General features: G+C 70.5%; 26 protein-coding genes and 1 tRNA gene. 18 read left to right on the plus strand and 9 right to left on the minus strand.

The window, feature by feature from the left end; translation table 11 throughout:
* Positions 1-58 precede the first annotated feature (58 nt).
* Positions 59-2,839, plus strand: a complete 2,781-nt coding sequence (gene secA / locus EDF23_RS16790; protein WP_123938737.1) for a preprotein translocase subunit SecA — start codon at positions 59-61, stop codon at positions 2,837-2,839.
* A 151-nt stretch (positions 2,840-2,990) separates the two neighbouring features.
* On the opposite strand, the gene EDF23_RS16795 is transcribed toward secA, so the two are convergent.
* Positions 2,991-3,431, minus strand: a complete 441-nt coding sequence (locus tag EDF23_RS16795) for an Rv3235 family protein (RefSeq protein WP_123292251.1) — start codon at positions 3,429-3,431, stop codon at positions 2,991-2,993.
* A gap of 118 nt (positions 3,432-3,549) precedes the next feature.
* Between EDF23_RS16795 and EDF23_RS16800 the strand changes: the two genes are divergently transcribed.
* Positions 3,550-5,049, plus strand: coding sequence for a PAS domain-containing sensor histidine kinase (locus EDF23_RS16800; protein WP_111085963.1), 1,500 nt, complete (start codon positions 3,550-3,552; stop codon positions 5,047-5,049).
* A 261-nt stretch (positions 5,050-5,310) separates the two neighbouring features.
* Here the strand turns inward: EDF23_RS16800 and EDF23_RS16805 are convergent, their stop codons facing one another.
* Positions 5,311-5,559: a WhiB family transcriptional regulator gene (locus EDF23_RS16805; RefSeq protein WP_017888820.1), complete on the minus strand. Its 249-nt coding sequence runs from the start codon at positions 5,557-5,559 to the stop codon at positions 5,311-5,313.
* A gap of 260 nt (positions 5,560-5,819) precedes the next feature.
* Between EDF23_RS16805 and EDF23_RS16810 the strand changes: the two genes are divergently transcribed.
* Positions 5,820-6,242 carry a hypothetical protein gene (locus EDF23_RS16810; RefSeq protein ID WP_111085962.1) on the plus strand — a complete coding sequence of 141 codons (423 nt, stop codon included), beginning with the start codon at positions 5,820-5,822 and terminating at the stop codon, positions 6,240-6,242.
* 73 nt (positions 6,243-6,315) lie between these two features.
* Here EDF23_RS16810 and bcp read toward each other — a convergent pair whose 3' ends face one another.
* Positions 6,316-6,786, minus strand: a complete 471-nt coding sequence (gene bcp, locus EDF23_RS16815; protein WP_123292252.1) for a thioredoxin-dependent thiol peroxidase — start codon at positions 6,784-6,786, stop codon at positions 6,316-6,318.
* A 93-nt stretch (positions 6,787-6,879) separates the two neighbouring features.
* Between bcp and EDF23_RS16820 the strand changes: the two genes are divergently transcribed.
* Positions 6,880-6,955: transfer RNA gene (locus EDF23_RS16820), tRNA-Lys, on the plus strand.
* 103 nt (positions 6,956-7,058) lie between these two features.
* Here the strand turns inward: EDF23_RS16820 and EDF23_RS16825 are convergent.
* Positions 7,059-7,715: a YigZ family protein gene (locus EDF23_RS16825; protein WP_131922509.1), complete on the minus strand. Its 657-nt coding sequence runs from the start codon at positions 7,713-7,715 to the stop codon at positions 7,059-7,061.
* Positions 7,716-7,785: 70 nt separating this feature from the next.
* On the opposite strand from EDF23_RS16825, the gene EDF23_RS19345 reads away from it, so the two are divergent.
* The 8 genes from EDF23_RS19345 to EDF23_RS16860 all read left to right on the plus strand — a co-directional run bounded on the left by EDF23_RS19345 (position 7,786) and on the right by EDF23_RS16860 (position 13,699).
* Complete coding sequence (locus tag EDF23_RS19345; protein ID WP_159573933.1) at positions 7,786-8,226, plus strand: hypothetical protein; 441 nt, start codon at positions 7,786-7,788, stop codon at positions 8,224-8,226.
* Complete coding sequence (locus EDF23_RS19350; protein ID WP_111085958.1) at positions 8,223-8,684, plus strand: ImmA/IrrE family metallo-endopeptidase; 462 nt, start codon at positions 8,223-8,225, stop codon at positions 8,682-8,684. Before EDF23_RS19345 ends, EDF23_RS19350 begins: the two co-directional genes overlap by 4 nt.
* Complete coding sequence (locus EDF23_RS16835) at positions 8,681-9,607, plus strand: hypothetical protein (protein WP_131922479.1); 927 nt, start codon at positions 8,681-8,683, stop codon at positions 9,605-9,607. Before EDF23_RS19350 ends, EDF23_RS16835 begins: the two co-directional genes overlap by 4 nt.
* A 141-nt stretch (positions 9,608-9,748) precedes the next feature.
* Positions 9,749-9,961: a hypothetical protein gene (locus EDF23_RS16840; RefSeq protein ID WP_111085956.1), complete on the plus strand. Its 213-nt coding sequence runs from the start codon at positions 9,749-9,751 to the stop codon at positions 9,959-9,961.
* 68 nt (positions 9,962-10,029) lie between these two features.
* Complete coding sequence (locus EDF23_RS16845) at positions 10,030-10,707, plus strand: response regulator transcription factor (RefSeq protein ID WP_123938742.1); 678 nt, start codon at positions 10,030-10,032, stop codon at positions 10,705-10,707.
* A 34-nt stretch (positions 10,708-10,741) separates the two neighbouring features.
* Complete coding sequence (locus EDF23_RS16850) at positions 10,742-12,058, plus strand: HAMP domain-containing sensor histidine kinase (RefSeq protein WP_207895530.1); 1,317 nt, start codon at positions 10,742-10,744, stop codon at positions 12,056-12,058.
* Between the two features lie 48 nt (positions 12,059-12,106).
* On the plus strand, positions 12,107-12,751 hold the full coding sequence (locus EDF23_RS16855) for a PepSY domain-containing protein (RefSeq protein WP_131922484.1): 645 nt from the start codon (positions 12,107-12,109) through the stop codon (positions 12,749-12,751).
* A 108-nt stretch (positions 12,752-12,859) separates the two neighbouring features.
* Positions 12,860-13,699: a VOC family protein gene (locus EDF23_RS16860; protein WP_131922486.1), complete on the plus strand. Its 840-nt coding sequence runs from the start codon at positions 12,860-12,862 to the stop codon at positions 13,697-13,699.
* Positions 13,700-13,714: 15 nt separating this feature from the next.
* On the opposite strand, the gene EDF23_RS16865 is transcribed toward EDF23_RS16860, so the two are convergent.
* On the minus strand, positions 13,715-14,305 hold the full coding sequence (locus EDF23_RS16865) for a TetR/AcrR family transcriptional regulator (RefSeq protein ID WP_243648969.1): 591 nt from the start codon (positions 14,303-14,305) through the stop codon (positions 13,715-13,717).
* Between the two features lie 72 nt (positions 14,306-14,377).
* Here EDF23_RS16865 and EDF23_RS16870 point away from each other — a divergent pair, with 72 nt between their 5' ends.
* Positions 14,378-15,301 carry an aldo/keto reductase gene (locus EDF23_RS16870; RefSeq protein WP_131922489.1) on the plus strand — a complete coding sequence of 308 codons (924 nt, stop codon included), beginning with the start codon at positions 14,378-14,380 and terminating at the stop codon, positions 15,299-15,301.
* Between the two features lie 18 nt (positions 15,302-15,319).
* Here EDF23_RS16870 and EDF23_RS16875 read toward each other — a convergent pair whose 3' ends face one another.
* Entirely contained in the window at positions 15,320-15,640 is a 321-nt protein-coding gene (locus EDF23_RS16875) for a hypothetical protein (protein WP_131922491.1), read from the minus strand.
* 70 nt (positions 15,641-15,710) lie between these two features.
* Positions 15,711-17,273 carry an amino acid permease gene (locus EDF23_RS16880; RefSeq protein WP_131922493.1) on the minus strand — a complete coding sequence of 521 codons (1,563 nt, stop codon included), beginning with the start codon at positions 17,271-17,273 and terminating at the stop codon, positions 15,711-15,713.
* Positions 17,274-17,812: 539 nt separating this feature from the next.
* On the opposite strand from EDF23_RS16880, the gene EDF23_RS16885 reads away from it, so the two are divergent.
* From EDF23_RS16885 to EDF23_RS16900, 4 genes are all read left to right on the plus strand, one after another.
* Complete coding sequence (locus EDF23_RS16885) at positions 17,813-19,087, plus strand: glycine betaine/L-proline ABC transporter ATP-binding protein (RefSeq protein WP_207895534.1); 1,275 nt, start codon at positions 17,813-17,815, stop codon at positions 19,085-19,087.
* Complete coding sequence (locus EDF23_RS16890; protein ID WP_131881483.1) at positions 19,084-20,073, plus strand: ABC transporter permease subunit; 990 nt, start codon at positions 19,084-19,086, stop codon at positions 20,071-20,073. Before EDF23_RS16885 ends, EDF23_RS16890 begins: the two co-directional genes overlap by 4 nt.
* Before the next feature lie 14 nt (positions 20,074-20,087).
* Complete coding sequence (locus EDF23_RS16895; protein ID WP_131922495.1) at positions 20,088-21,020, plus strand: glycine betaine ABC transporter substrate-binding protein; 933 nt, start codon at positions 20,088-20,090, stop codon at positions 21,018-21,020.
* 108 nt (positions 21,021-21,128) lie between these two features.
* Positions 21,129-22,292 carry a mechanosensitive ion channel domain-containing protein gene (locus tag EDF23_RS16900; RefSeq protein WP_123338999.1) on the plus strand — a complete coding sequence of 388 codons (1,164 nt, stop codon included), beginning with the start codon at positions 21,129-21,131 and terminating at the stop codon, positions 22,290-22,292.
* Positions 22,293-22,380: 88 nt separating this feature from the next.
* Here the strand turns inward: EDF23_RS16900 and EDF23_RS16905 are convergent, their stop codons facing one another.
* Positions 22,381-22,572 carry a hypothetical protein gene (locus EDF23_RS16905; protein ID WP_111085947.1) on the minus strand — a complete coding sequence of 64 codons (192 nt, stop codon included), beginning with the start codon at positions 22,570-22,572 and terminating at the stop codon, positions 22,381-22,383.
* A 93-nt stretch (positions 22,573-22,665) separates the two neighbouring features.
* On the opposite strand from EDF23_RS16905, the gene EDF23_RS16910 reads away from it, so the two are divergent.
* Complete coding sequence (locus EDF23_RS16910; RefSeq protein ID WP_131922497.1) at positions 22,666-23,817, plus strand: SLC13 family permease; 1,152 nt, start codon at positions 22,666-22,668, stop codon at positions 23,815-23,817.
* Positions 23,818-23,860: 43 nt separating this feature from the next.
* Here EDF23_RS16910 and EDF23_RS16915 read toward each other — a convergent pair whose 3' ends face one another.
* Complete coding sequence (locus tag EDF23_RS16915) at positions 23,861-24,832, minus strand: magnesium transporter CorA family protein (RefSeq protein WP_123292263.1); 972 nt, start codon at positions 24,830-24,832, stop codon at positions 23,861-23,863.
* Between the last annotated feature and the right edge of the window lie 28 nt (positions 24,833-24,860).

Consider the following 24,860-nt stretch of genomic DNA (forward strand, 5'->3'; position numbering starts at 1 on the left):
AGCATGACTGGTCGATCGGGCGCGCAGGTCGCGCACGACGACCCCGTAAGGAGCTCACGTGGCAAACGTGCTGGAGAAGGTCCTCCGCATCGGCGAAGGACGCACCGTCCGCCGGCTGAAGGCGTACGCCTCGGCGATCAACGACCTCGAGGACGACTTCTCGAGCCTCACCGACGAGGAACTCCAGGACGAGACGAAGGAGCTGCGCGAGCGGTACGCCAACGGCGAGACCCTCGACGACCTGCTCCCCGAGGCGTTCGCCGCCGTGCGGGAAGCAGCGAAGCGCACCCTCGGCATGCGGCACTTCGACGTGCAGCTCATGGGCGGGGCGGCCCTGCACCTCGGCAACATCGCCGAGATGAAGACCGGTGAGGGCAAGACCCTCGTCGCGACGACGGCGGCGTACCTCAACGCGATCCCGTCGCGTGGCGTGCACGTCATCACGGTCAACGACTACCTGGCGTCGTACCAGTCCGAGATCATGGGTCGCGTCTTCCGCGCCCTCGGCATGACGACCGGCTGCATCATCGCCAACCAGACGCCGGCCGAGCGCCGCGAGCAGTACGCGGCGGACATCACCTACGGCACGAACAACGAGTTCGGCTTCGACTACCTGCGCGACAACATGGCGTGGCAGGCCTCCGACATGGTGCAGCGCGGCCACTTCTTCGCCGTCGTCGACGAGGTCGACTCGATCCTCATCGACGAGGCCCGCACGCCGCTCATCATCTCCGGCCCGTCCTCGGGCGAGGCCAACCGGTGGTTCACGGAGTTCGCCTCGATCGCCAAGCGCCTCACGCCGGGCGAGGACTACGAGGTCGACGAGAAGAAGCGCACCGTCGGCGTGCTCGAGCCCGGCATCGAGAAGGTCGAGGACTACCTCGGCATCGACAACCTGTACGAGTCGGCGAACACCCCGCTCATCTCGTTCCTGAACAACTCCATCAAGGCCGTCGCCCTGTTCAAGCGCGACAAGGACTACGTCGTGATGAACGGCGAGGTGCTCATCGTCGACGAGCACACCGGCCGCATCCTGATGGGCCGTCGCTACAACGAGGGCATCCACCAGGCGATCGAGGCGAAGGAGAACGTCGAGGTCAAGGCGGAGAACCAGACCCTCGCCACGGTCACGCTGCAGAACTACTTCCGGCTCTACCAGAAGCTCTCCGGCATGACCGGTACCGCCGAGACCGAGGCGGCCGAGTTCATGTCGACCTACAAGCTCGGCGTGGTCCCGATCCCGACGAACAAGCCGATGCAGCGCATCGACCAGACCGACCTGGTCTACAAGAACGAGAAGTCCAAGTTCGAGCAGGTCGCCGAGGACATCGCCGAGCGCCACGAGCAGGGCCAGCCCGTCCTCGTCGGCACCACGAGCGTCGAGAAGTCCGAGTACCTGTCGAAGCTCCTCGCCAAGAAGGGCGTGAAGCACGAGGTCCTCAACGCGAAGAACCACGCGCGTGAAGCCGCGATCGTCGCGCAGGCCGGTCGCCTCGGCGCCGTCACCGTCGCGACGAACATGGCCGGCCGAGGCACCGACATCATGCTCGGCGGCAACTCCGAGTTCCTGGCGGTGCAGGAGATGCACGCCAAGGGCCTGTCGCCGACCGAGACCCCCGACGAGTACGAAGCCGAGTGGGACGAGGTCTTCGCCCGCGTCAAGGCCGAGGTCGAGGTCGAGGGCGACAAGGTCCGCGAGGCCGGTGGGCTCTACGTCCTCGGCACCGAGCGCCACGAGTCGCGCCGCATCGACAACCAGCTGCGCGGTCGTTCCGGTCGTCAGGGTGACCCGGGCGAGAGCCGCTTCTACCTGTCGCTCACCGACGACCTCATGCGCCTGTTCAACTCCGGTGCCGCCGAGAGCCTCATGGGCCGCTCGAACGTGCCGGACGACCTGGCGATCGAGAACAAGCTCGTCGGCCGCGCGATCCGTTCCGCCCAGGCGCAGGTCGAGGGCCGGAACGCCGAGATCCGCAAGAACGTCCTGAAGTACGACGACGTCCTGAACCGGCAGCGCGAGGCGATCTACAGCGACCGCCGCCACATCCTCGAGGGCGACGACCTGCACGACCGCGCGCAGTCGTTCCTCAAGGCCGTCATCGACGACGTGATCGACACCCACACCGGTGAGGGCTCGCCGGACGACTGGGACCTCGACGCCATGTGGACCGAGCTCGGCACGCTCTACCCGATCTCGATCTCCATCGACGAGGTCATCACCGAGGCCGGCTCGAAGGGCAAGGCGTCGCGCGACTTCCTCGGCCGCGAGATCCTCTCCGACGCCAAGCTGGCGTACTCCACGCGTGAGGAGCTCCTCGGCGACGAGGCGATGCGCGAGCTCGAGCGTCGTGTCGTGCTGTCGGTGATCGACCGCCGCTGGCGCGACCACCTGTACGAGATGGACTACCTCAAGGACGGCATCGGCCTCCGCGCGATGGCGCAGCGTGACCCGCTCGTCGAGTACCAGCGCGAGGGCTACGCGCTGTTCCAGACGATGATGGGCCAGATCCGCGAGGAGTCGGTCGGTTACCTGTTCAACCTCGAGGTCCAGGTGCAGTCCGACGGCGAGAACGCCGTCATCGAGGCCAAGGGTCTCGGCGAGGACGAGGTCTCCGGCCTCGAGTACTCGGCACCGTCGATCGACGGCGAGGTCGAGGTGCGCGACGAGAAGGGCCGCCTCGAGCAGGCCGCCACGGCGCGTGCGCAGCAGGCCCAGGCCGAGGCCGAGGCAGCTGCCGAGCCCGAGCAGGGCTCCGCGTTCGGCAACGCAGCCACGGCCTCCGGCCAGGCTGCCGCGGCCGGCAACCGCGCCGAGCGTCGTCAGGCGTCGAAGAAGTAGTCCACGTGCGCGCGAGCGCATCGTGAGCAGCAATGGTCGGGTCCCGCGTCGGGACCCGACCATTGCTGCTCACCAAGCGCACCACGCGCACCGACGACGGACGGGAGGCCCGTGGCGACACCGCCACGGGCCTCCCGTCCGCGTCAGGCACCTACAGGACGCCGATCGCGGTCGCCCGCCACCTGCCGTCGCGCGTCTCCAACCGCATCGCCACGGCGCGTGCATGACTGCGCGTGTGCACGACGACGGTCGCCTCGGCGACGCCGTCCGCCGGTCGGCAGACGAGCACGCTGCCGACCCGCAGCACCGCTCGGCTCCGCGACCGTCGGCGCACCGAGCGGGCGTGCGCGGCCACGGCTGCACGTTGCTGCAGGTGTCGGTGCACGTCGTCGGTGATCCAGCGGGCGATGCTGTCGACCTCGCGGGCCCCGGTCAGGACCTCGGCGACGCACAGTCCCAGGGCGCGTGCGGTGTCCGCCGGGTCCGGAGGGCCGCTCGCCGGTTCCTCGACCGGTTGCGATTCGACGATCGTCAGTGGCGGCGAGTGTGCCGTCGTCGTCGTGTGGTCGATCCGGCGTGCCTGCTCCGCCACCCCTGCCCCTTCCGTTGCTGGAGCGAGCGTATGGGGCGTGCAACATGAGAAATACAAAGCTGCTGGGCCTGTGGAGAGGGCGACGTTCTCCACAAGTCGGCGCACCTAGACTGGCTGGGTGTCGACCCTCAGTGACCTCGTCCTCGCGCAAGGCCGTTCCTCCGAAGCTGACGTGGAGTGGCTCCACCTGCTCGTGGGGGACTGGCAGCTCCTCGCCGACCTGTCCTTCGCCGACATGGTGCTGTGGGTGCCGACTGCCGAGGACGGCTCGTTCGTCGCCGTGGCACACGCCCGACCGAGTTCCGCGGCCACGCTGTTCTACCGCGACATCGTCGGCCAGGAGATCCGCGAGGAGTGGCGCGGTCAGGTGACCGAGAGCTTCGCTGGCGCCCGCGTCGTCGACTCCGCCGAGCCCGACTGGTACGAGGACACCCCCACCCGGGTCCGTGCGATCCCGGTGCTGCGGCGCCTCAGTGCCAAGAGCGCAGAGACCACCGAGCGGCCGATCGCCGTCGTCACGCGGCACTCCAACCAGGACGAGATGCGGACGCCGAGCCGTCAGGAACTGAACTTCACCGCGAGTGCGAACGACCTGTTCGGCATGATCGCGACGGGCGACTTCCCGGACCTCGGCGCACCGGCCGGTCCGCGCCGCGGCGCCCCGCGCGCCAGTGATGGTCTGCTGCGCCTCGACACCGCTGGCATCGTGACGTTCGCCAGCCCGAACGGCCTGAGCGCCTTCAACCGGATGGGCTTCGAGGGGGAGCTCGAACGGAAGTCCCTCGCCGAGGTCACCACCGAGCTCATCGGCGCGCAGCTCGACGTCGACGAATCCCTGCCCCTCGTGGTCACCGGCCGCGCTCCGTGGCGGGCCGACATCGAGTCGAAGGGCGTGACGGTGTCGCTGCGGTCGATCCCGCTCCGCGACCACGGCGACCGCATCGGTGCGATCGTGCTCTGCCGCGACGTGTCGGAGCTCCGGCACCAGGAGCGCGAGCTCATCACCAAGGACGCGACGATCCGCGAGATCCACCACCGCGTCAAGAACAACCTGCAGACCGTGGCGTCGTTGCTGCGCATCCAGGCTCGCCGGACGCACTCCGACGAGGCACGCACGTCGCTGCAGAACGCGATGCGCCGCGTGGCAGCCATCGCGGTCGTGCACGACACGCTGTCGAGCGGCCTGAGCCAGACGGTCGACTTCGACGACGTCTTCGACTCGGTGCTCAAGCTCGTCACCGAGGTCGCCGCGTCGCACAACACGACCGTGCACCCGAAGAAGACCGGCGAGTTCGGGGTGCTGCCGTCCGAGGCTGCCACGCCGCTCGCACTCGGGCTCACCGAGCTCGTCACGAACGCCGTCGAGCACGGGCTGGACGGCCGCGACGGCGAGGTCGAGATCGTCGCCCGCCGGTTCGACGACCACCTGGAGATCGAGGTCCGTGACAACGGCGTGGGTCTGCCCGAGGGGAAGGTCGGGTCGGGCCTCGGCACCCAGATCGTCCGCACGCTCATCCAGGGTGAGCTCGGCGGAACGATCGACTGGCACACCCTGACCGGCAGCGGCACCGAGGTGACGATCACCATCCCGTTCCGCTGGCTGACCGCTCCCGCCTAGCCCGCGCGCTGCGCCCGCGGGAGTTGTGCGTCGGGTCCGCGCCCGCTCGTGAGGGTCCGAGATCTGCGCATCTCGGCGTGCGATCGCGCGTGTTGCGGAACCTCGACGGTCAGCGCGCGGCATGTTGTGGAACCCCGAGGACCAGCGCACGGCGTGCCGCCCCGCCCGCGCCACCCCGCCCCGCGCGCCACGCGCACGACGACGCCCGCCGCCCCCGAAGGGACGACGGGCGTCGGTGTGTCCTGCGGGAACCGACCCGGGTCAGGAAGCGCGGCGGGCGCGGGCGGCGCGACGCTTCAGCGCACGACGCTCGTCCTCGCTGAGGCCACCCCAGACACCGGAGTCCTGGTTGTTCTCGAGGGCGTACTGCAGGCACATCTCGGTGACCGTGCAGCGTGCACAGACCGACTTGGCCTTCTCGATCTGATCGACGGCGGGCCCGGTGTTCCCGACGGGGAAGAAGAGCTCGGGGTCCGCGGTGAGGCAAGCTGCCTTGTCACGCCAGTCCATGTGTGGTGCTCCTTGATGTCGATGCTCGAACGGCAGGCCGGGGCCGGGGTTCGGGGGATCGGAACGCTGACCATGCATGAGGCATGAGGGGACAACTGTGGGGAGGAGTCCGCTGGAAGCGAGTCTGACGCCCGCGTGACGCTCGGGGGAGGAGCGACGAACCACGGGAGACGCACACCACATCGTGCCGTCCAAACGACCTCGAATATCGTTCCATACTGGTAGGGGCAAATCAAGGGTTCCGATGCTGGAGGATCACTGTGCACGATGACGACCCGACCGCGGTCGACCGTCCTGAGCGACGCTCACGCGCGCTGATCGGCCTGCTGGTGGTGGTCGGCCTCGAGTTCGCGGCGCTCGTCGTGGTCACGGTCGTCCTGGTCGTCGAGCTGATCGTCGCGCCGGCGTCGAGCCTGGCGTCCGGGATCGCCCTGACGATCCTGTCGGCCGTCGCGGCGCTCTGGCTCGGTGCGCTCCTGAACGGCCTGTGGAAGCGTCGCGCCTGGGTGCGGTCGGGGATCATCGTCTGGCAGGTCCTGCAGGGTGCGATCGCGATCGGCGCGTTCCAGGGTGTCTTCCGCGAGCCGGCGGTCGGCTGGGTCCTGCTGATCCCCGCCCTGCTCGGCATCACGTTCGTGCTGTCGCGGTCGGTGACGGCCGCGCTCGCGCGTCCCGTGGAGTAGACGAGACCGACAGACGGACGGGAGGCGCGGTGCCAGCTGGCACCGCGCCTCCCGTCTCGCTGTGGTCCGGTCCTCAGACCAGGCCGAGCTTCTTCCGCAGGCTCGCCACGTGTCCGGTCGCCTTGACGTTGTAGAGCGGCAGCTGCACGCTGCCGTCCTCGTCGACCACGATCGTGGAGCGGATCGTGCCGGTCACGATCTTGCCGTAGTTGTTCTTCTCGCCCCACGCGGCGTAGGCCTGGTGCACCGCCAGGTCGGGGTCGCTCAGCAGCGGGAACGTGAGTGCCTGCTCGTGCTGGAACGTCTTGAGCTTCGCCTGCTCGTCCTTCGAGACGCCGAGGACCTCGTAGCCGGCTGCCTGCAGCGACGACATGTTGTCGCGGAAGTCGCAGGCCTCGGTGGTGCAACCCGGGGTGGACGCGGCCGGGTAGAAGTACACGATGACCTTCTTGCCCCGCAGTGCGGCGAGCGAGTGTTCGACGCCGTCCTGGTCCGGCAGCGTGAAGTCGGGGGCGGTGTCGCCGGCGGCGAGACGGTCGGTCATGGTGCTCCTGTTCGCTTGGTGCCCACGAGTGGTCGTGAGCGCGCAGAACCCATGCTATTGTTGATTCCCGTTGCGGCACGGAAGCCGGAACATGCACCTCTAGCTCAATTGGCAGAGCAACTGACTCTTAATCAGTGGGTTCTCGGTTCAAGTCCGAGGGGGTGCACCACAACCGCGAAGGCCCCGACTCATCGAGTCGGGGCCTTCGTGCGTTCCGGGGGTGCGAACGCGTTCCGAGCGGGACACGCCCGAGGTGCTTCCGGCGGTCGGATTCAGTCGGCGGCGACGTCGACGATCCGTTCCGGGCCGACGACGAGGTCGACGGCGCCGGCGGAGGCCGCTGCGAGGTCGGCGGTCAGGGTCCCGAGCGCGTCGGCGGGCACCCAGACCTCGAACGTCGCCGCACGTCCGTAGGCCGTCGCACCGAGGGTCGCGTGGTGGTGCCGGACCCAGTCGCGCAGGACGTTGTCGAGCCGGCCGGCCTCGGCGTGCGGGGCGTCGAAGTGCACCTGCGTGAGCGCCTCGCGCCGGACGAGCGCGGCGGTGTCGAGGGCCTCCGAGATCGAGGTCGAGTAGGCGCGGACGAGTCCGCCGGCGCCGAGCTTCACGCCGCCGAAGTAGCGCGTCACGACGGCGACCACGTCGGTGAGGTCACGGCGGCGGAGCACCTCGAGCATCGGCACGCCAGCCGTGCCCGACGGTTCTCCGTCGTCCGACGACCGGGCCTGGTCGCCGAGGGTGCCGGTGACCATCGCGGTGCAGTTGTGCCGGGCGTCCCAGCGGCGGCGTTTCACCTCGGCGATGACCCGCTCGGCGTCTGCCACGTCCGACACCGGGGCGACCGTGGTGATGAACCGCGACTTCGTGATGACGATCTCGTGCTCGACCGGGTCGGCGATCGTCGCGGGGAAGCTGCGGGCCATGCCCACGAGGCTAACGGCGTGCACGGTGTCCGCCGCGCTACGATGTCGTGCACGCACGGCTGGGGAGGAGTCCGACATGGAGACCGGTGATCCGAGGGGCGGGGTCCTTGACGCCGCCGAACTCGCACGGCGCATCAACCTGCTGCTCGACTTCGAGGAGTCCCAGCGCGGTGCTCCGGTGCCGTTCGCCTCGATCGAGGAGTACGTCGCCGCCCACGGCGGGTCGCTCTCGCGGGCGAAGTGGACCTACATGCTCTCCGGCGACGGTCGACGCAACCGCGACACCGAGCTCCTGCGGCTCCTCGCCGGGTTCTTCGAGGTCGACGAGCGCTTCCTGCTCGAGGACAGCGACGTCCCCGAGCGCATCGGTGCCCAGCTCGCCCTCGTCCGCTCCCTGCGGTCTGCCCGCGTGAGCGGGTTCGCTGCACGCACCTTCCCCGGCGAGCTCTCACCCGAGGCGCTGCGGCGCATCGCCGAGGTGCTCGAGGAGGAATCACAGCGCGGGAGCGTGGCGTGACCGACCCGCTGCTCGAGTCCTTCTGGGCACGCGGTGCAGTCGAGGGGTGGTCCGACGTCGACCAGGCCGTCGCCGCGGCAGCCGTCGTCGTGGACAAGCCCATCGTCGTCCGCGAAGAGGCGTTCCTGGCGACGGAGCCCGTGTGCGGCTTCGTCGCGACGCTCGAGCACGCCCACCTGATCATGATCTCGCCGACTGCGTCGCCGACCTTCCGGGCGTTCGTCATCGGCCACGAGCTCGGTCACGTCCTGCACCGGCACCAGGAGCACGCGCCCCAGTCCGCCTACATCCGCGACGTCATCCCGGACCTGCCCGAGTACAAGGTCGAGCGGGCGCTGGCGCGGGGGATGTTCTCGAACGCGTACGAGCACGAGGCCGAGGTCTTCGCCGACGCACTCGCGACGCTCATCCGGCGACACCGCGGCCGCCCGAGCGCCTTCCGCGGGGTCTTCGGGTGATCGTCGCCGTCGTCCAGGCGGTGCTGCTCATCGCCGGGACGATCGCGCTCTTCGTCCTGCAACGCGGGCAGGACCGGACCCTGGCGGTGACCTTCCTGCTGTTCGCCGGCACCATCGTCACGAACGTCGATCCGCTGTACCGGTGGCTCGACCCACTGCTCGGCGGCTCGAACGTGGTGACCGTGGTCAGCGACTGCCTGATGGTCGCCGGCACGAGCACGCTGCTCTGGGGTGTGGCGAAGGCGGTCGGGGCGGCGCGGCCGTGGCTCCGGAACGCGATCGTGGTGTCGTGCGGCGCCGTGGTGGTCGTGGTGGTCGTCGCCTTCGTGGTGCTGGACAAGCCGGCCACCACGACGACGTTCATGCTCGACGCCGGGTCGCACCCGGCCGCGACCGTCTACTCGATCGCGCAGACGGTGTACCTCGGGGTGGCGCTCGGCGCGACGGGCCTCATCTGCGTCCTCCGCCTGCGCGAGGCCCGGACGACGACGGACCTGGTCGGGCTGTGGGTCCTGGTGCTCGGCGGTGTCCTCGGGGTCGTCCGGATGGTCGTCGTCGTGGTCATGGACCTGGCGCACGTCACGGGGGACCTCGACCGGATGCGCTCCCTCGCGCTGCCGTACGACGTCACGACGCCCGGCGCCGTGATCTGCGTCTCGACGGGGATGCTGCTGCTCGTCGTCGGACACCGGGTCTCGCGACGTCGGCGCACCCGGCGGGTCGACGCGGCGCTGCGACGTCTCGCGCCGCTGCACGAGCGGATCGGCGCCGACAACGCCTACCCGTCGACCGAGGACCCCGCCACGCGGTTGAGCCGCGCGATCGTCGAGGTCAACGACGGGCTCCGGCGGACGCGTGCGCCGTTGACCGATGCCGAGCGAGCCGTCCTCGCCGAGGCCGAGTCGGCGCTCGACTCCGCGTAGCCCGAAGGGGTGACTCGACGGTCTCCCGACGCCCGTGTAGGGTTTGTAGCAAGTGCTACAGATCCTGTGGCTCGTCGGGTGGGACTCGGCCGCGTTGGGGGCGGCCGAGCACCACCGACACTCGTTGTCTAGACTCGGACGGTGCTCGTCTTCGCCGCAGTCGTCCTGTTCATCGGTGCCGTCTTCAACGTCGTCACCTGGCCGCGCTTCTTCCAGCGCGTCGCGAAGGACACCCGCGCGCGTGACGCCGCGGGCAAGCCGACGACGTTCTACACGGTGCACCTCGTGCTGCTGCTCATCGCGCTCGCCATCGCCGTGGCCGCGGTCGTCGCCGGGATCCTGCTGCTGGTCTGAGCCGCTCGCCGTTCGCCGTCGGGCGTCGCTTCAGCGCTGCTTCAGGGCGGCACGGCAGGATCGTCGCCATGCGTGTCCTGGTGGTCGACGACGAGGTGCGGCTCGCCGACGGTGTCCGTCGCGGCCTCGAGGCCGAGGGGTGGGCGGTCGACGTCGCCCACGACGGCGTCGACGGCCTGTGGCACGCCCGCGAGTTCCGCTACGACGCGATCGTCCTCGACCTGATGATGCCGGGGATGAGCGGATGGGCGGTCTGCGCCCAGCTCCGGGCCGACCAGGACTGGACGCCGGTGCTCATGCTCACCGCCAAGGACGGCGAGTGGGACCAGGTCGAGGCCCTCGACGCCGGCGCCGACGACTACGTCACGAAGCCCTTCTCACACCCGGTCCTCGTCGCCCGGCTGCGCGCGCTCGTCCGCCGCGGTGCGCGGGAACGCCCGGCGGTGCTGACCCTCGGCGACCTGGTCGTCGACCCGGCCGCACGGACCGTGGCGCGTGCCGGGACCCCCGTCGACCTGACGAGCCGGGAGTTCGCGGTGCTCGAGTACCTCGCGCGGCGCTCCGGGCAGGTGTGCTCGAAGCGCGAGGTGATCGAGAACGTCTGGGACGTCGACTTCGAGGGCGACCCGAACATCGTCGAGGTGTACGTCGGGCACCTCCGGCGCAAGCTCGACCGGCCGTTCGGACGGACGTCACTCGAGACCGTCCGCGGTGCGGGCTACCGACTGGCGGCCGACGGTGGCTGACCGGGGGACGGGGCGCACGCGCCGCTTCCGCTCCGTGCGCGCGCGGACCACGCTCGGCGCCGGCGTGGTCGTGCTCGCCGCCCTGGTCGTCGGTGCCGTGGGGTTCGTCGTGGTGCTCCGCCTGGTGCTGCTCGACGGGGTGCGGACGTCCGCCGAGGCCGGACTCGAACAGGTGTCGTCACGGGTCGAGTCCGACGGTGCCGGTGCGGTGACGGACTACGAGGACGTCCTGGTGCAGGTGGTCGGTGACGGCGGCTCGGTCCTCGCACACGGTGAGGACGCCGACGCTCCGGCCCTGTCGACCGCCGACGAGTCCCGGTGGTCGCACGACGGCGAACGCTGGCTGCTCGTCGCCGACGACGTCGACCTGCCCGGTGGGGGTGAGGCGACCCTGGTGTACGGCGTCTCCCTCGAGCAGACCGACACCGCCATCCGGACCGCCGTGGTGCTCCTCGCCGTCGGGGTGCCGGTGCTCGTCCTCGTGCTCGGGATCGTGACCTGGTCCGTGACCGGGCGGTCGTTGCGGCCCGTGGAACGGATGCGCACCGAGGTCGAGACGATCCGTGCCGCGCAGCCCGATGCCCGCGTGGTCGTGCCGGACACCGGCGACGAGATCGCCCGGCTCGCGACCACCATGAACGCCATGCTCGACCGGCTCGACCGATCCGCGGCGGGGCAGCGGCAGTTCGTGTCCGACGCCTCGCACGAGCTGCGGTCGCCGATCGCGTCCCTCCGCCAGCACGCCGAGGTCGCCGTCGCGTACCCGGACCGGACGGACGTGGCCGAGTTCTCCGACGTCGTGCGGTCCGAGGCCGTGCGCCTGCAGGAACTCGTCACCGGGCTGCTCGAGCTGTCACGGCTCGACGAGGGCGGCGCGGGTGTCCGTCGTCCCGTGGACCTCGACGACCTCGCCCTCGACGCCGTCTCGCGGGCCCGGGCCCGGGTGCCGGGTGGTGCGACCGGCGACCGTGCGATCCGGGTCGACGGCTCCGGGATATCCGCCGCACGCGTGCTCGGCGACGAACGGGTCCTCACCGGCGTGGTCCGGAACCTCGTCGACAACGCCGTCCGGCACGCGACGTCGCGCGTCGCGGTGGCCCTGGTCGAGCAGGACGGCGCCGCGGTGCTGACCGTGGACGACGACGGCTCCGGGATCCCGGCGGCCGAGCGCGACCGGGTGTTCGAGCGGTTCGTCCGGCTCGACGAGGCCCGCAGCCGCGACGCCGGTGGTGCCGGCCTCGGTCTGGCGATCGTGCGGGACGCCGTCCGGGCGCACGGCGGCGAGGCGACGGTGGCGGAATCGCCGCTCGGCGGGGCGCGGTTCGTCGTGCGCATCGCACTCGGCGGCTGAACAGGCGGCTTCAGGTCTGCTTCAGCACCCCGACGACATGCTCGTCCCATGACCTTCCACACCCAGCTCCAGAAGCCCTCCGCCCGCCGCGTCGCCGCCCTCGCCGCCCTGCCCGTCGTGGCCGCGCTCGCCCTCACCGGCTGCTCCACCGACGGGTCGTCCGGCTCGGCGGCGTCGTCCTCGAACGGGTCGGCCGCGACGGGCGCCACCACCGGCACGTCGGGTGGCGCGTCCGCGACCGCCGCCTCGGCCGCGTCGAACGACGCCCTGCTGGCCGCCGTCGCGACCGCACGCGGGAGCGTCGGCTCCGGCACCGTCATCTCGGTCGAGCAGGAGCAGCGTGGCAGCGCGTACGAGGTCCTCGTCGTGACGAAGGACGGCACCGAGCACGAGGTGCACACCGATGCCGCCGGCACCGGGGTGACCGGTACCCCGCAGACCGAGACCGCCGACGCCGACGACCGCGCCGAGCACGACCGGTTCGTCGCAGCGGCGGACCTCGACGTCAGCAAGGCCGTCAGCGCCTTCGAGGACCTGCACGCCGGTTCGATCACCGAGCTCGGCCTCGACGACCACCTCGGCAAGGTGGTCTGGGAGGGTGACGTCGTCGACGGGTCCGGCACCAAGCACAGCGTCCGGATCGACGCCGGTTCGGGCGACGTCGTCACCGACCAGGTCGACACCGACGACTGACCCGACGAACGGCCCGGCGAACGACCCGACGAACGACCCGGCCGACGTCGGCGGTCAGCGGTAGACCTGGGGCATCCGACCTGGGCGTCGGCGACCTCGGGAGACACCATGACGGACCAGACCCCTCGCACCTACCCGCAGGGCGTGCCGAGCTGGATCGACGGACGACACCCGGACCCGGACGCCGCCCAGGCGTTCTACGGCGGTCTGTTCGGCTGGGACTTCGAGGAGCGCCTGCCGCCCGGGGCCCCCGGCTCGTACCGGATCGTGAGCATCGACGGACGAGAGGTCGGCGCGATCGCCTCGGGTGACGAGCCGGCGTCGTGGACGACGTACATCGCCGTGGACGACGCCGACGTGGTGGCCGCTCGGGTCGTCGAGCTCGGTGGCACCGCCGCTCCGGCGGAGGACGCCGGGCCGGGTGGCGCCGCGGGCCGCAGCGTCGACTGCGTCGATCTGCGCGGTGCGGCGTTCGGACTCTGGCAGGCGCGCGAGCGGCTCGGGTCCCAGCACATCAACGCCCCCGGCGGTTGGGTCTTCAGCGACCTCCGCTCGACCGAGCCGGAGCAGGCGATCTCGTTCTACGAGCAGCTGTTCGGCTGGCGGGTCTCCGGCATCGAGGAGGGCCCGAGCGCCATGGTCCGGCTGCCAGGCTACGGGGACCACCTCGCGGCCACCTCCGACCCCGACATCCGCGAACGGCAGGTCGGCGCACCGGAGGGCTTCGCGGACGTCATCGGCGCCCTCGCCCGACTCGACGACGGGCCGGACGACTGGCACGTGTCGTTCAGCGTGGCGGACCGTGATGCCGCCGCCGCACGGGCCGAGGAGCTCGGCGGCGCCGTGCTCGGTACCTGGCAGGGTCCGTGGACGCGTGCGGCCGAACTGCGGGACCCGCAGGGCGCCACGTTCCGCGTCACGCAGTTCGCCCCGGACGGCACTGCCTGAGCGGTCTCCGGGACGTCAGTGCGTCCGGAGCCCCTCGACCAGGATGTCGAGCAGGCGGTCGGTCTGTGAACCGTCCGCAGCGCCACGGGTCGTCAACAGGATCCCGACGAGCGCGGCGGTCACGTCGTCGGCGAGGACGTCCGCGCGGAGGGAGCGGTCCGCAGCGCCGCTGTCGAGGAACCGTTGGACCGCCGCGTTGACCCGATCACGGGTCCCCGCGGCTTCGGCGGTCTCACGGAGCGCGCCGGCTCGGACGGTCTCGGCGAGTCCGCGTTTGGTCGCCACGAACTCGGCGTACCGGCCGGCGAAGGCCCGGAGCGCCGCGGCGGCGGACGCCCCGTCGAGCAGGTCGTCGACCGTGCTCAGCGCGGCGTCGAGCTCGGCTCGGTAGACGGCGGCCACGAGGTCCTGACGTGTGGGGAAGTTCCGGTAGAGCGTCCCGATCCCGACACCTGCGGCCGACGCGATCGCGCCGAGGGACGTGTCCTCACCCTGGTGGGTGAAGGCGGCGCGGGCGGCACCGACGAGCCGTTCCCGGTTGCGCGCGGCGTCGGCCCGGGGTCGGCGGGGACCGGCATCCGTGGCGTCGGGCGTTGTGGTGGACAAAACGGAGGCTCCTCCGGTTAGGATCATCGAAGCGGAGGCCCCTCCGCTTCGATCGAGGATACCGGAGACGACATGCACCACGACACGGAGCGCCCGGGTGGCGCGTACGACCTCGGCGGACGGACCGTCGCTCGGATCGGCTACGGCGCGATGGCGCTCGAACGCTTCGCAGAGGACCGCGCGGCCGGCGTTGCGCTGCTGCACCGGGCGCGCGAGCTCGGGGTGGATCACCTCGACACCGCGGAGTTCTACGGCGACGGTGTCGCGAACGACGTCATCCGGCGAGCGTTCGGCGCCTCGGACCAGGTGGTCGTCGTCAGCAAGGTCGGTGCTGTCCGCGTCGACGCGCCGGTGCCGCTCGCACTGGCGCAACGCCCGGAGGAGCTGCGCGAACAGGTGCACGCGAACCTCCGGACCCTGGGCCGCGAGCGCATCGACGTCGTGAACCTGCGGCGGGCCGACACCGGACCCGGCTTGATCGCCGAGGGGGAGCAGCTCGTCGACCTGGACGACCAGCTCGCCGAGATGACGGCCATGCGGGACGAAGGGCTGATCGGGGGCATCGGACTCAGTGCCGTGTCCGAACCGGTCCTGCGCCGCGGTCTCGCCGCCGGCATCGTGTGCGTCCAGAACGCGTACTCGCTGGTGGCGCGGGAACACGAGGCGTTGTTCGACGTGGCCGTCCGGAACGGCGTCGCCTGGGTTCCGTTCTTCCCGCTCGGAGGTGCGTTCCCCGGTCTGCCGAAAGTCGCCGACGAACCCGTCGCGATCCGGATCGCTGCGGAGCTGCGGGTCACCGCGGCGCAGCTGGGCCTCGCGTGGCTGCTCGGCCGCGCGCCACAGGTCTTGCTCATCCCGGGGACGTCGAGCGTCGCCCACCTCGAGGAGAACGTCGCGGTGGGGTCCGTCCGGTTGTCGCCCGAGCAGCGCGGAGCACTCGACGGCGTGTGGGCTCGGCGTGCGGCGGAGAGCACCGACGCGCCGACGTGGCCCTGAGTCGTCCGGCCGGACCGGTCAGGACTCCGTGTGCAGCGGCGGTCCGAGCACCTTCTGGATCGCCAGCGCGGCGAGCTGCTCGTCCGAGGTGTCGAGCAGCACGCGGAACGTCTCCGGCTCCGTGACGAACTCGACGCAGACGGCGTCCTCGTCGCACGGTCCGAGGCGCCACCCCGACACCGCGTCCATCGGCACGGAGATCCGCGCCTCGCGCTCGTAGTCGGTCACGGCCTCGAGGCGGTCGGGGAACACCCGGAGGTGTCCGTACGCGCCTCGCCAGCTGAGCCGGAGATCGAGGGTGGGTGGGACTGACGCGGGGGAGACAGAGCGGTCCGGCACCCGCCGATCGTACCGACGGGAGCCGGACCCACTGCACTCGGCGCCCGACGTGCTGCGCTCCGGGGACAGATCAGACGGTGTCGTCGGACCCCTTCTGCTCGCCGCCGTCCTCACCGTCGCGACGGACCTGGTTCGCCGGGTCACGAACACCGATCGGGTACGGACCGGTGACGCCCTGTCGGAGCGAGGCGATGCGCAGGATGCGGTCGCGCTGCAGGAACCAGCCGACGACGAGCAGCGGGATCACGATCACGAGGGACGCGATCGTGTAGGTGCCGACCGGGTAGTCGATCGCCATCAGCACGATGACCGACGCCAGGAACGCCAGGGTGAGCCACGCGGTCACCGGGGCGCCGGGCAGCTTGAAGGACGGCTCCTTCGCCAGTCCCTGCTTCGCCCACGACCGGAGCCGCATCTGGCAGAGGATGATCGTGCCCCACGCCGTGATGATGCCGAGGCTCGCGATGTTCAGCGCGATCTCGAAGGCCTGGCTCGGGACGAAGTAGTTCAGGACGACGCCGGCGACCGTGAACGCGGCGGTGAGCAGGATGCCGGCGTACGGCACACCGCCCTTCGACATCTTGGTGGTCCACTTCGGCGCCGAGCCGTTCATGCCCATCGAGTGCAGGGCGCGACCGGTCGAGTACAGGCCGGCGTTGAGCGACGACAGTGCCGCCGTGAGCACGACGAAGTTCATGATGCCGCCGACGATCGACCCGACCTGCGGGTTGCCGAGCGACGAGAAGAACGTCACGAACGGGCTCTCGCCCTCCTTGTACGCCGTGTACGGCAGGAGCAGGGAGAGCAGGATGATCGACCCGACGTAGAAGACCGCGATGCGGAACACGACGGAGTTGATGGCGCGGGGGATGACCTTCTCGGTGTTCTGCGTCTCACCGGACGCGGTGCCGACGAGCTCGATCGCCGCGTACGCGAAGACGACACCCTGGATCACGATGACCGCGGGGAGCAGCCCGTTCGGGAACAGTCCGCCGTTGTCGCCCCAGATCGAGAAGCCCGTGCGGACGGCTTCGCCGCCGGCCTCGACCGGGAACGCGAAGACGAGCCAGATGATCGCGACGACGAGGAACGCGACGAGTGCGGCGACCTTGATGAGCGCGAACCAGAACTCGAGTTCGCCGAACACCTTGACCGCGACCATGTTGGCGGCGAGCACGACGACCAGGGCGATCAACGCGAGGAGCCACTGCGGTGCGGCGGTGAACGCGGACCAGTACTGCAGGTAGATCGCGACGGCGGTGGTGTCGACGATCGAGGTCATCGCCCAGTTCAGGAAGTACATCCAGCCGGCGGCGTAGGCGAACTTCTCGCCGTAGAACTCGCGGGCGTAGGAGATGAACGATCCCGACGACGGACGGTGCAGCACGAGCTCGCCGAGGGCGCGCAGGATGAAGAACGCGAAGATGCCGCAGATCAGGTAGGTCAGCGCGAGCGCGGGGCCCGCGGTGTGGAGTCGTCCACCCGCACCGAGGAAGAGTCCGGTGCCGATGGCCCCACCGATCGCGATCATCTGCAGCTGCCGGGGCTTCAGACCGTGCTGGTAGCCCTCTTGCTCGTGCGAGAAGTCGTTCGCCGGAGCACGGTTCACGCCCGTGTCGTTCTGCGCTGTCATGCGCGCCAACCTACATGCGCACGGAACCGGGGCGGCACACAAACCTCCGAACGAGCTGATCTGTAACGAGACGGTCACGATCGCGATCCCCATGTGCGTGGGCGACACGCCGACGACGGGGTACAGCGGTGCCGGGATTCCGGCGGACGTCGATTGTGATCGGGGGACAAGACACCGTTAGGTTTGAACGTCCCCACAGGCCCGATGGTCGGGGACACGACGACCAGGACGCGTCCACGGCCAGCAGCGCCGAGGCCGTACGGTCGGCCGGACCGGGACCGCCCCGAGCGTGGTCCCTGCGTGCGTGATCGCTCGCCCTGCGCCGTTGCGCGGGGCTCGACGTGGCCGCGCGCACCGTCCCGGACGACCCGTCCGCAACCACACCGTCGCCGCACGCGCGCTCGTTCGCCGTGGCGACGCGAGGAGCCCAGTTGTCCATCGCACCACCCGAGAGCCGGCACACCCCGTCGCCGGACCCCACCGGCACGTCCCCGGACCCGACCACGTCGCCGGCGGTCAGCGTCCGCGACGTCTACAAGGTGTTCGGCCGCCGACCGGCCGAGGCCGTCCGCCGCCTCGCCGCCGGTGCCACCCGCGACGAGGTCCGCGAGCAGGGATCCGCCGCGGTCATCGACGCGTCCTTCGACGTCCGACCCGGCGAGATCTTCGTCGTCATGGGGCTGTCCGGCTCCGGCAAGTCGACCCTCATCCGGATGCTCAACGGCCTGCTCGAGCCCACCGCCGGCAGCGTCGAGATCGGCGGCCGCACGGTCACCGGCGCGACGCCGAAGGGGATCCGCGACATCCGCCGGTCCAGCGTGTCGATGGTCTTCCAGCACTTCGCCCTGCTGCCGCACCGCACCGTGCTCGAGAACGTCGCGTACGGCCTCGAGGTGAACGGCGTCGACAAGACGACGCGCCTCGCGAAGGCCCGAGAGGTCATCGACCTGGTCGGCCTGGACGTCTGGGCCGACGCGAAGCCCGACGAGCTGTCGGGTGGCATGCAGCAGCGCGTCGGCATCGCCCGCGCCCTCGCCGCCGAGACCGACGTCCTGCTCATGGACGAGGCGTTCAGCGCGCTCGACCCGCTCATCCGCCGCGAGATGCAGGAGCAGCTCGTTGACCTGCAGCAGCGGCTCGGCAAGACCATCGTCTTCATCACGCACGACCTCAACGAGGCGATGTTCCTCGGTGACCGGATCGCCGTGATGCGCGACGGCCGGATCGTGCAGATCGGGTCGCCGGAGGACATCCTCACCGACCCGGCGAACGACTACGTCGCCCAGTTCGTGCAGGACGTCGACCGTGCCCGCGTGCTCACCGCCGCGAGCGTCATGGAACCGGCCCGTGCCACCGTCCCGCTGACCGTGGGGCCCCGTGGCGCACTGCGCACCATGCGCGACCTGCAGACCGCCGCGCTCTTCGTCACCGGTCGTGGCCGGAAGCTCGAGGGCTGGGTCCGCGACCGGCACGTGATGCGCCAGGTGAAGGCCGGCGACACGAACCTCGATGCCATCGTGAACACCGAGTACGCGCGGGTCGCCCCCGACACGGCGCTGACCGACCTGTTCGAGCTCGCCGTCGAGTCACCCCTGCCGATCGCCGTGGTCGACGACGAGGAGCGCCTGCTCGGCGTCGTCCCCCGCGTCACGCTCCTGGCCGCGCTCGGCAACGTGCCGACCGCGACGATGCCGATCCCGGTGCTCGAGCCGGTCACCCGCATCTCCGACTCCGACATGGACTCGACCCTCGCCGCGACCGGCGAGACGCCTGCCCACACCGGCGAGCCCGCCACCGAAGGAGACCACGCATGATCACCCCCGGTACCAACTCCTTCGGTGACTTCCACCTGCCCCTCGGCACCTGGGTCGCCGCGGTCGTCGACTGGATCACGACCTACCTGTCCGGCTTCTTCGACGTCGTCCGCTACGTGTTCACGTGGATGGACGCGTGGATGGAGTACTTCCTGTCCACCCCGCCGTTCTGGGTCGTCGTCGCGGTCCTCGTCGTGCTGGCGTTCCTGGCGAAGGGCTGGAAGCTCGCGCTCGGCGCGGCCATCGGTCTGCTGTTCATCGTCAGCGTCGGGCAGTGGACGAACGCGATGAACACCCTCGCGCTCGTCGTGGTCGCCGCCGGCCTGGCCGTCGTCCTCAGCATCCCGCTCGGGGTGTGGGCCGCCCGGTCCGACGCCGCGAGCCGGATCATCCGACCGGTCCTGGACTTCATGCAGACGACCCCGGCGTTCGTCTACCTGATCCCGGCGCTGCTGCTGTTCCGCGTCGGTGTCGTCCCCGGCATCGTCGCGACGATCGTCTTCGCGATGGCCCCCGGCGTCCGGCTCACCGAGCTCGGCATCCGCGGGGTCCCGAGCGAGGTCGTCGAGGCCGGTGCCGCCTTCGGGTCGAGCCCGTGGCGCATCCTGCGCCAGATCCAGCTGCCGTTGGCGAAGGCCAGCATCATGGCCGGCGTCAACCAGGTCATCATGCTGTCGCTGTCGATGGTCGTCATCGCCGGCATGGTCGGCGCCGGCGGCCTCGGCGAGCAGATCGTCGCCTCGCTGAACCGCATCGACGTCGGGCTCGGGGCCGAAGCCGGCCTGTCGGTCGTGGTCCTGGCGATCCTGCTGGACCGTCTGACCGCAGCGCTCGGCGGCGACGCGAGCGGTGCCTCCCGGCCGTGGAAGCGCAAGCGGAAGCCCACCGTGACCGCGACGCCGAACGCGGCGACCGCCCAGACTGCCGCCACCACCGAGGCAGCCCCGGCCGACCGCCGGCGCGAGCCGCAGACGACCAGCGCGTGAGGAAGGAACAGACCATGAAGCGAACCAAGCGAACCAAGCGAACCAAGCGCACTCTCGCGGCGGCCGTCCTCGCCGTCGCCACCGCCGTCGGCCTGTCCGCCTGCATGCCGCCCGGCTACTACGGGGCCTCCGGCACCGTCGACAACGGCGACCAGAAGTCGATGCACGTCGTCGTCTTCAACGGCTGGGACGAGGACACCGCCGCCAGCTACCTCTGGAAGCACGTCCTCGAGCAGAAGGGCTACGACGTCCAGCTGACGAACTCCGACGTCGCGCCGGCCTACACGGGCCTGGCATCCGGCGACTACGACGTCGTGTTCGACACCTGGCTGCCGAACACGCACAAGGAGTACATGGACACCTACGGCAAGGACCTGACGGACCTCGGTGCCTGGAACGAGCAGGCGTCGCTGGAACTGGCGGTGCCGAAGTACTCGGACATCGACTCGATCGACGAACTCAAGGCGCACGCGTCCGAGTTCGGCAACAAGATCATCGGCATCGAGCCGGCCGCCGGTGAGACGAAGGTCGTGTCCGACCAGGTCATCCCGCGGTACGGCCTGGACGGCATGGACTTCATCACGAGTTCGACGCCGGCGATGCTCGCCGACCTCAAGGCCTCGATCGCGAAGAAGGAGGACGTCGTCGTGACGCTGTGGCGTCCGCACTGGGCGTACGACGCCTTCCCGATCAAGGACCTGAAGGACCCGAAGGGTGCGCTCGGCAAGAACGAGGAGATCCACACGATCGCCAAGAAGGACTTCGAGCAGGACTTCCCGCAGGCGTCGAAGTGGATGGAGGACTTCTCGATGGACTCCGACACCCTCTACTCGCTCGAGAACGCGCTCGTGAACAGCGGCGCGAAGGCCAGCGAGTACCCCGCGATCACGGAGAAGTGGGCTTCCGAGCACCAGGACTTCGTCGATTCGCTCACGTCCGGCAAGTAGTCAGCAGGTCGGACAGGAGGCCCGGTGCGCGTCGTGCGCACCGGGCCTCGTCGCGTCCGTGGCCGGGTCCTGCGAACAACGCCTGTCGTCTGTTGCTTGCATGGAGGGATGGACATCCTCCTCCGACTCCTGGTCGCGATCGGGTTCGCCCTCCTCATCACCGCCGTCGCCGCGGTCGTCCTGCACCTGGTGCTGCGAACGGTCGCGCGACGGGAGCGGTGGGCCGGCGTGCTCTCGCGCCGGGCGAAGCACCCGTTCCGCACCACCCTGCTCGTGGTCCTGCTCTGGATCGCGTTCACCTCGAGCGTCCCGCGCGACGCCGACGCGTACCCGTGGCGTGACGAGGTCGTGCACGGGTTCCTCATCGTCACGATCGCGGTGGGCTGCTGGCTGGCGTGCCAGATCGCGATCTTCCTCGAAGACCTCGGCCTGCACCGGTTCCGCATCGACGTCCCCGACAACCGGCAGGCCCGCCGCATCCGCACGCAGGTCCTCATCATCCGGCGGCTGACCGTCGCCGTGCTCGTCATCATCGCCGTCGGCGCGATCCTGCTCACCTTCGACGGGGTCGAGGCGGCGGGCGCGAGCGTGCTCGCGAGCGCCGGACTCATCTCGGTCGTCGCGGGTCTGGCGGCGCAGTCGACGCTCGGCAACGTCTTCGCGGGCATGCAGCTCGCGTTCTCCGGGTCGATCCGCGTCGACGACGTCGTCGTGGTCGAGCAGCAGTGGGGACGGATCGAGGAGATCACCCTGACCTACGTGGTCGTGCACCTGTGGGACGACCGGCGCTTCGTGCTGCCGTCGACGTACTTCACGAGCACCCCGTTCGAGAACTGGACGCGCACCAACAGCGAACTGCTCGGTGCCGTCGAGATGGACCTGGACTGGCGGGTCCGGCCGGGGGAGATGCGCGAGGAACTCGACCGGATCCTCGACCGCACCGAGCTGTGGGACCGCCGCGTCAAGGTGCTGCAGGTCACCGACGCCGTGCAGGGGTACGTGCGGGTGCGGGTCCTCGCGACGTCGCACGACGCACCGTCGCTGTTCGACCTGCGCTGCTACATCCGCGAGGAACTCGTCGAGTGGATCCAGCGCACCCACCCCGACGCCCTGCCGGTCCAGCGCGTGCTCATGGTCGACGAGACCGCACCGCGGCGGCGCACGGCGTCGACCGCTGCCGACTCGGCGCTGTTCGCGCCGGGGCAGGAGGACCGCGCGGCACTCTTCACCGGCCCGATCCAGACGTCCGACATCCCGCCTGCGGAGCGCTGACGGGCTCCGGACCCGACACGGGACGGACGGGAGGCCCGTGGCGGATCCGCCACGGGCCTCCCGTCCGTCGTGTGGTCGCGATCGCGACCTACGGCTGGCGCGCCTTGACGGCGCGGTCGTCCTCGACCACCGTGCCGATCGCCACGATCGTGGTCGCGATCCACGCGACCCAAGTCAGGGCGAGCCGCCAGTCGCGGGGTCCCTGGCGGGTGGTCTGGAGCACGCTGTAGCCGCTGATGAGCGAACTCCACACCGCACCGTTGAACATGAACTTGCGCACAGAGGCCTCCTGTCGTCGTGCTGCCAACGCTACCGGTCAGTACATTGGAGCGCCGCCGGACACCCTGCCCGGCGCACTCGTGGAGGAGCGCCCGTGCGTCAGGCCGTCATCGGAGCAGTGCTGCTCGTCATCGGCGCGGTGTGCGTCGCGCTCGGCCTGCTGCCGCTCGACGACCTCGGGGTCCTGGCCGAGCGGGTCCTGCCCGTCCTCGGGTTCGTCCTCGGGCTGACGATCGTCGCCGAGCTCGCCGCGGACGCCGGGGTGTTCGACCGGCTCGCCGACGTCGCGGCACGTGTCGGCGGCGGACGCACGATCGGGCTCTGGGGCGCGGTCGTCGTCCTCGCCGTGCTCTGCACCGTCTTCCTGTCGATCGACACGACCGCGGTGCTGCTCACCCCGATCGTGATCTCACTGGCGCGCCGGGTCGGGCTGCCGCCGATGCCGTTCGCGCTCACCACCGTCTGGCTCGCGAACACCGCGTCCCTGCTGCTGCCGGTGTCGAACCTGACGAACCTGCTCGCCGTCGACCGGATGGGCCTCGGCGGCCCGCTGCCCTTCGCCGGGCTGATGGCCTGGCCGGCCGTCGCCGGGGTCGTCGTGCCGTGCGCCGTCCTGCTCGTGGTGTTCCGCGGCAAGCTCTTCGGGCGCTACACGCCGGTGTCGGTGCGCCGTCCGTCCGACCCGGTGTCGTTCTGGGCGGCGTCCGCTGTGCTCGTCGCGCTCGTGGTGGCGCTGACCGCCGGGGTGACGGTCTGGATCGCGGCCGTCGCCGGTGCCCTCGTGCTCGTCGTGGTCGCGGCGTTCCGGTCGCCCGCCGAGCTCCGGCCGTCGCGGGTGCCGTGGTCGACGCTGCTGTTCGCCGCCGGGCTCTTCGTCGTGGTCGAGACCCTGCACAGCACCGGGCTCACCGACCCGATCGTGCGGGCGCTCGGCGACGGCACGGGCACCGGGCCGCTCCTGCTGCTCGGCGCCGGGGGAGCGGTGGCGGCGAACGCGATCGACAACCTGCCCGCGTACCTCGTGCTCGAGCCCGCCGCCGGTCACGAGGCCGTGCGGTACGCGGCGCTCCTCATCGGCGTGAACGCCGGGTGCCTGGTGACGCCGTGGGCCTCGCTCGCCACCCTGCTGTGGCACGCACGGCTGTCGGCCGAGGGCGTGCGCCTGTCGTGGGGCAGGTACATGCTGCTCGGGTGCATCGCGGCGCCGCTCACCGTGGTCGCCGGGGTGCTCGCGCTGGCGCTCTGACGCGGGGCCGCTGGGGTGCTCGCGCTCCGACGCGCGGTCGCGGTCAGAGCCAGTCGCGGGCCTTGAAGACGCGGTAGAGCACGAGCGACGACGCGACGATGAGCGCGAGCGAGACGTACAACCCGCTCCACGCACCCTCGCCCGGGAACGTCACGTTCTGCCCGAAGAAGCCGGTGATGGCGGTGGGGATCGCGATGATCGCGGCCCAGCTCGTCACCTTCTTCATCACGGTGTTCTGCCGGTTCGACGCCAGGTTGAGGTTCGTGTCGAGGACACTCGAGACGGCGTCGCGCAGTTGCTCGACGGAGTCCGAGATCGACACCAGGTGGTCCTCGACGTCGCGGAAGTACGGCCGGATGCCGTCCGAGATGGTCTCCGCGTCGCCGTGCAGCAGCGATGCGACGCTGTCGCGGGTCGGGACGACGAGCCGCCGCAGCACGCCGAGGGCCTTGCGGAGGCGGAACGACCGGCGTTGGATCTGCTGTTCGCGGGCGTTGCCCCGCTCGAACAGGTCGTCCTCGAGGTCGTCGATCCGTCGCTCGATGTCCTCCACGGTCTCGGTGGCGTGGTCGACGACGGCGTCGAGCAACGCCCAGACGAGCCACGGCACACCGTGCTCGGCCACGTCCGCGTTCGCGTCGAGTCGGTGCTCCATCGCGGCGGTGTCGACGTCGGCCCCGTGGATGGTGACGAGGGCGTGCTCGGTGACGAACGCCTTCACCTCGTGGGTGACGAGCTCACCGTCCTCGCCGAGACCGCCGACGTCGTAGACCACGAGGAACAGGCTGTCGCGGTACCGGTCGAGCTTCGGGCGCTGGCCCTGCTCGACGGCGTCCTCGACGGCGAGGGCGTGGATGCCGAGCTCCTGTTCGACCTGCACGAGGTCGTCGTGCACGGGGTCGGTGTAGTCGACCCAGACGAAGGTGTCCGCGTCGGCGACGAGGTCCGAGACCCGGTCGACCGGGAAGTCCCGTTCCGCCGCGTCGCCGTTCCGCCACGCCCGTGTCCTGACCATGCGCGTCAGCCTAGTGAGACGGCCGGCC

Source organism: Curtobacterium sp. PhB128 (assembly GCF_004340725.1).
Taxonomy (GTDB): domain Bacteria; phylum Actinomycetota; class Actinomycetes; order Actinomycetales; family Microbacteriaceae; genus Curtobacterium.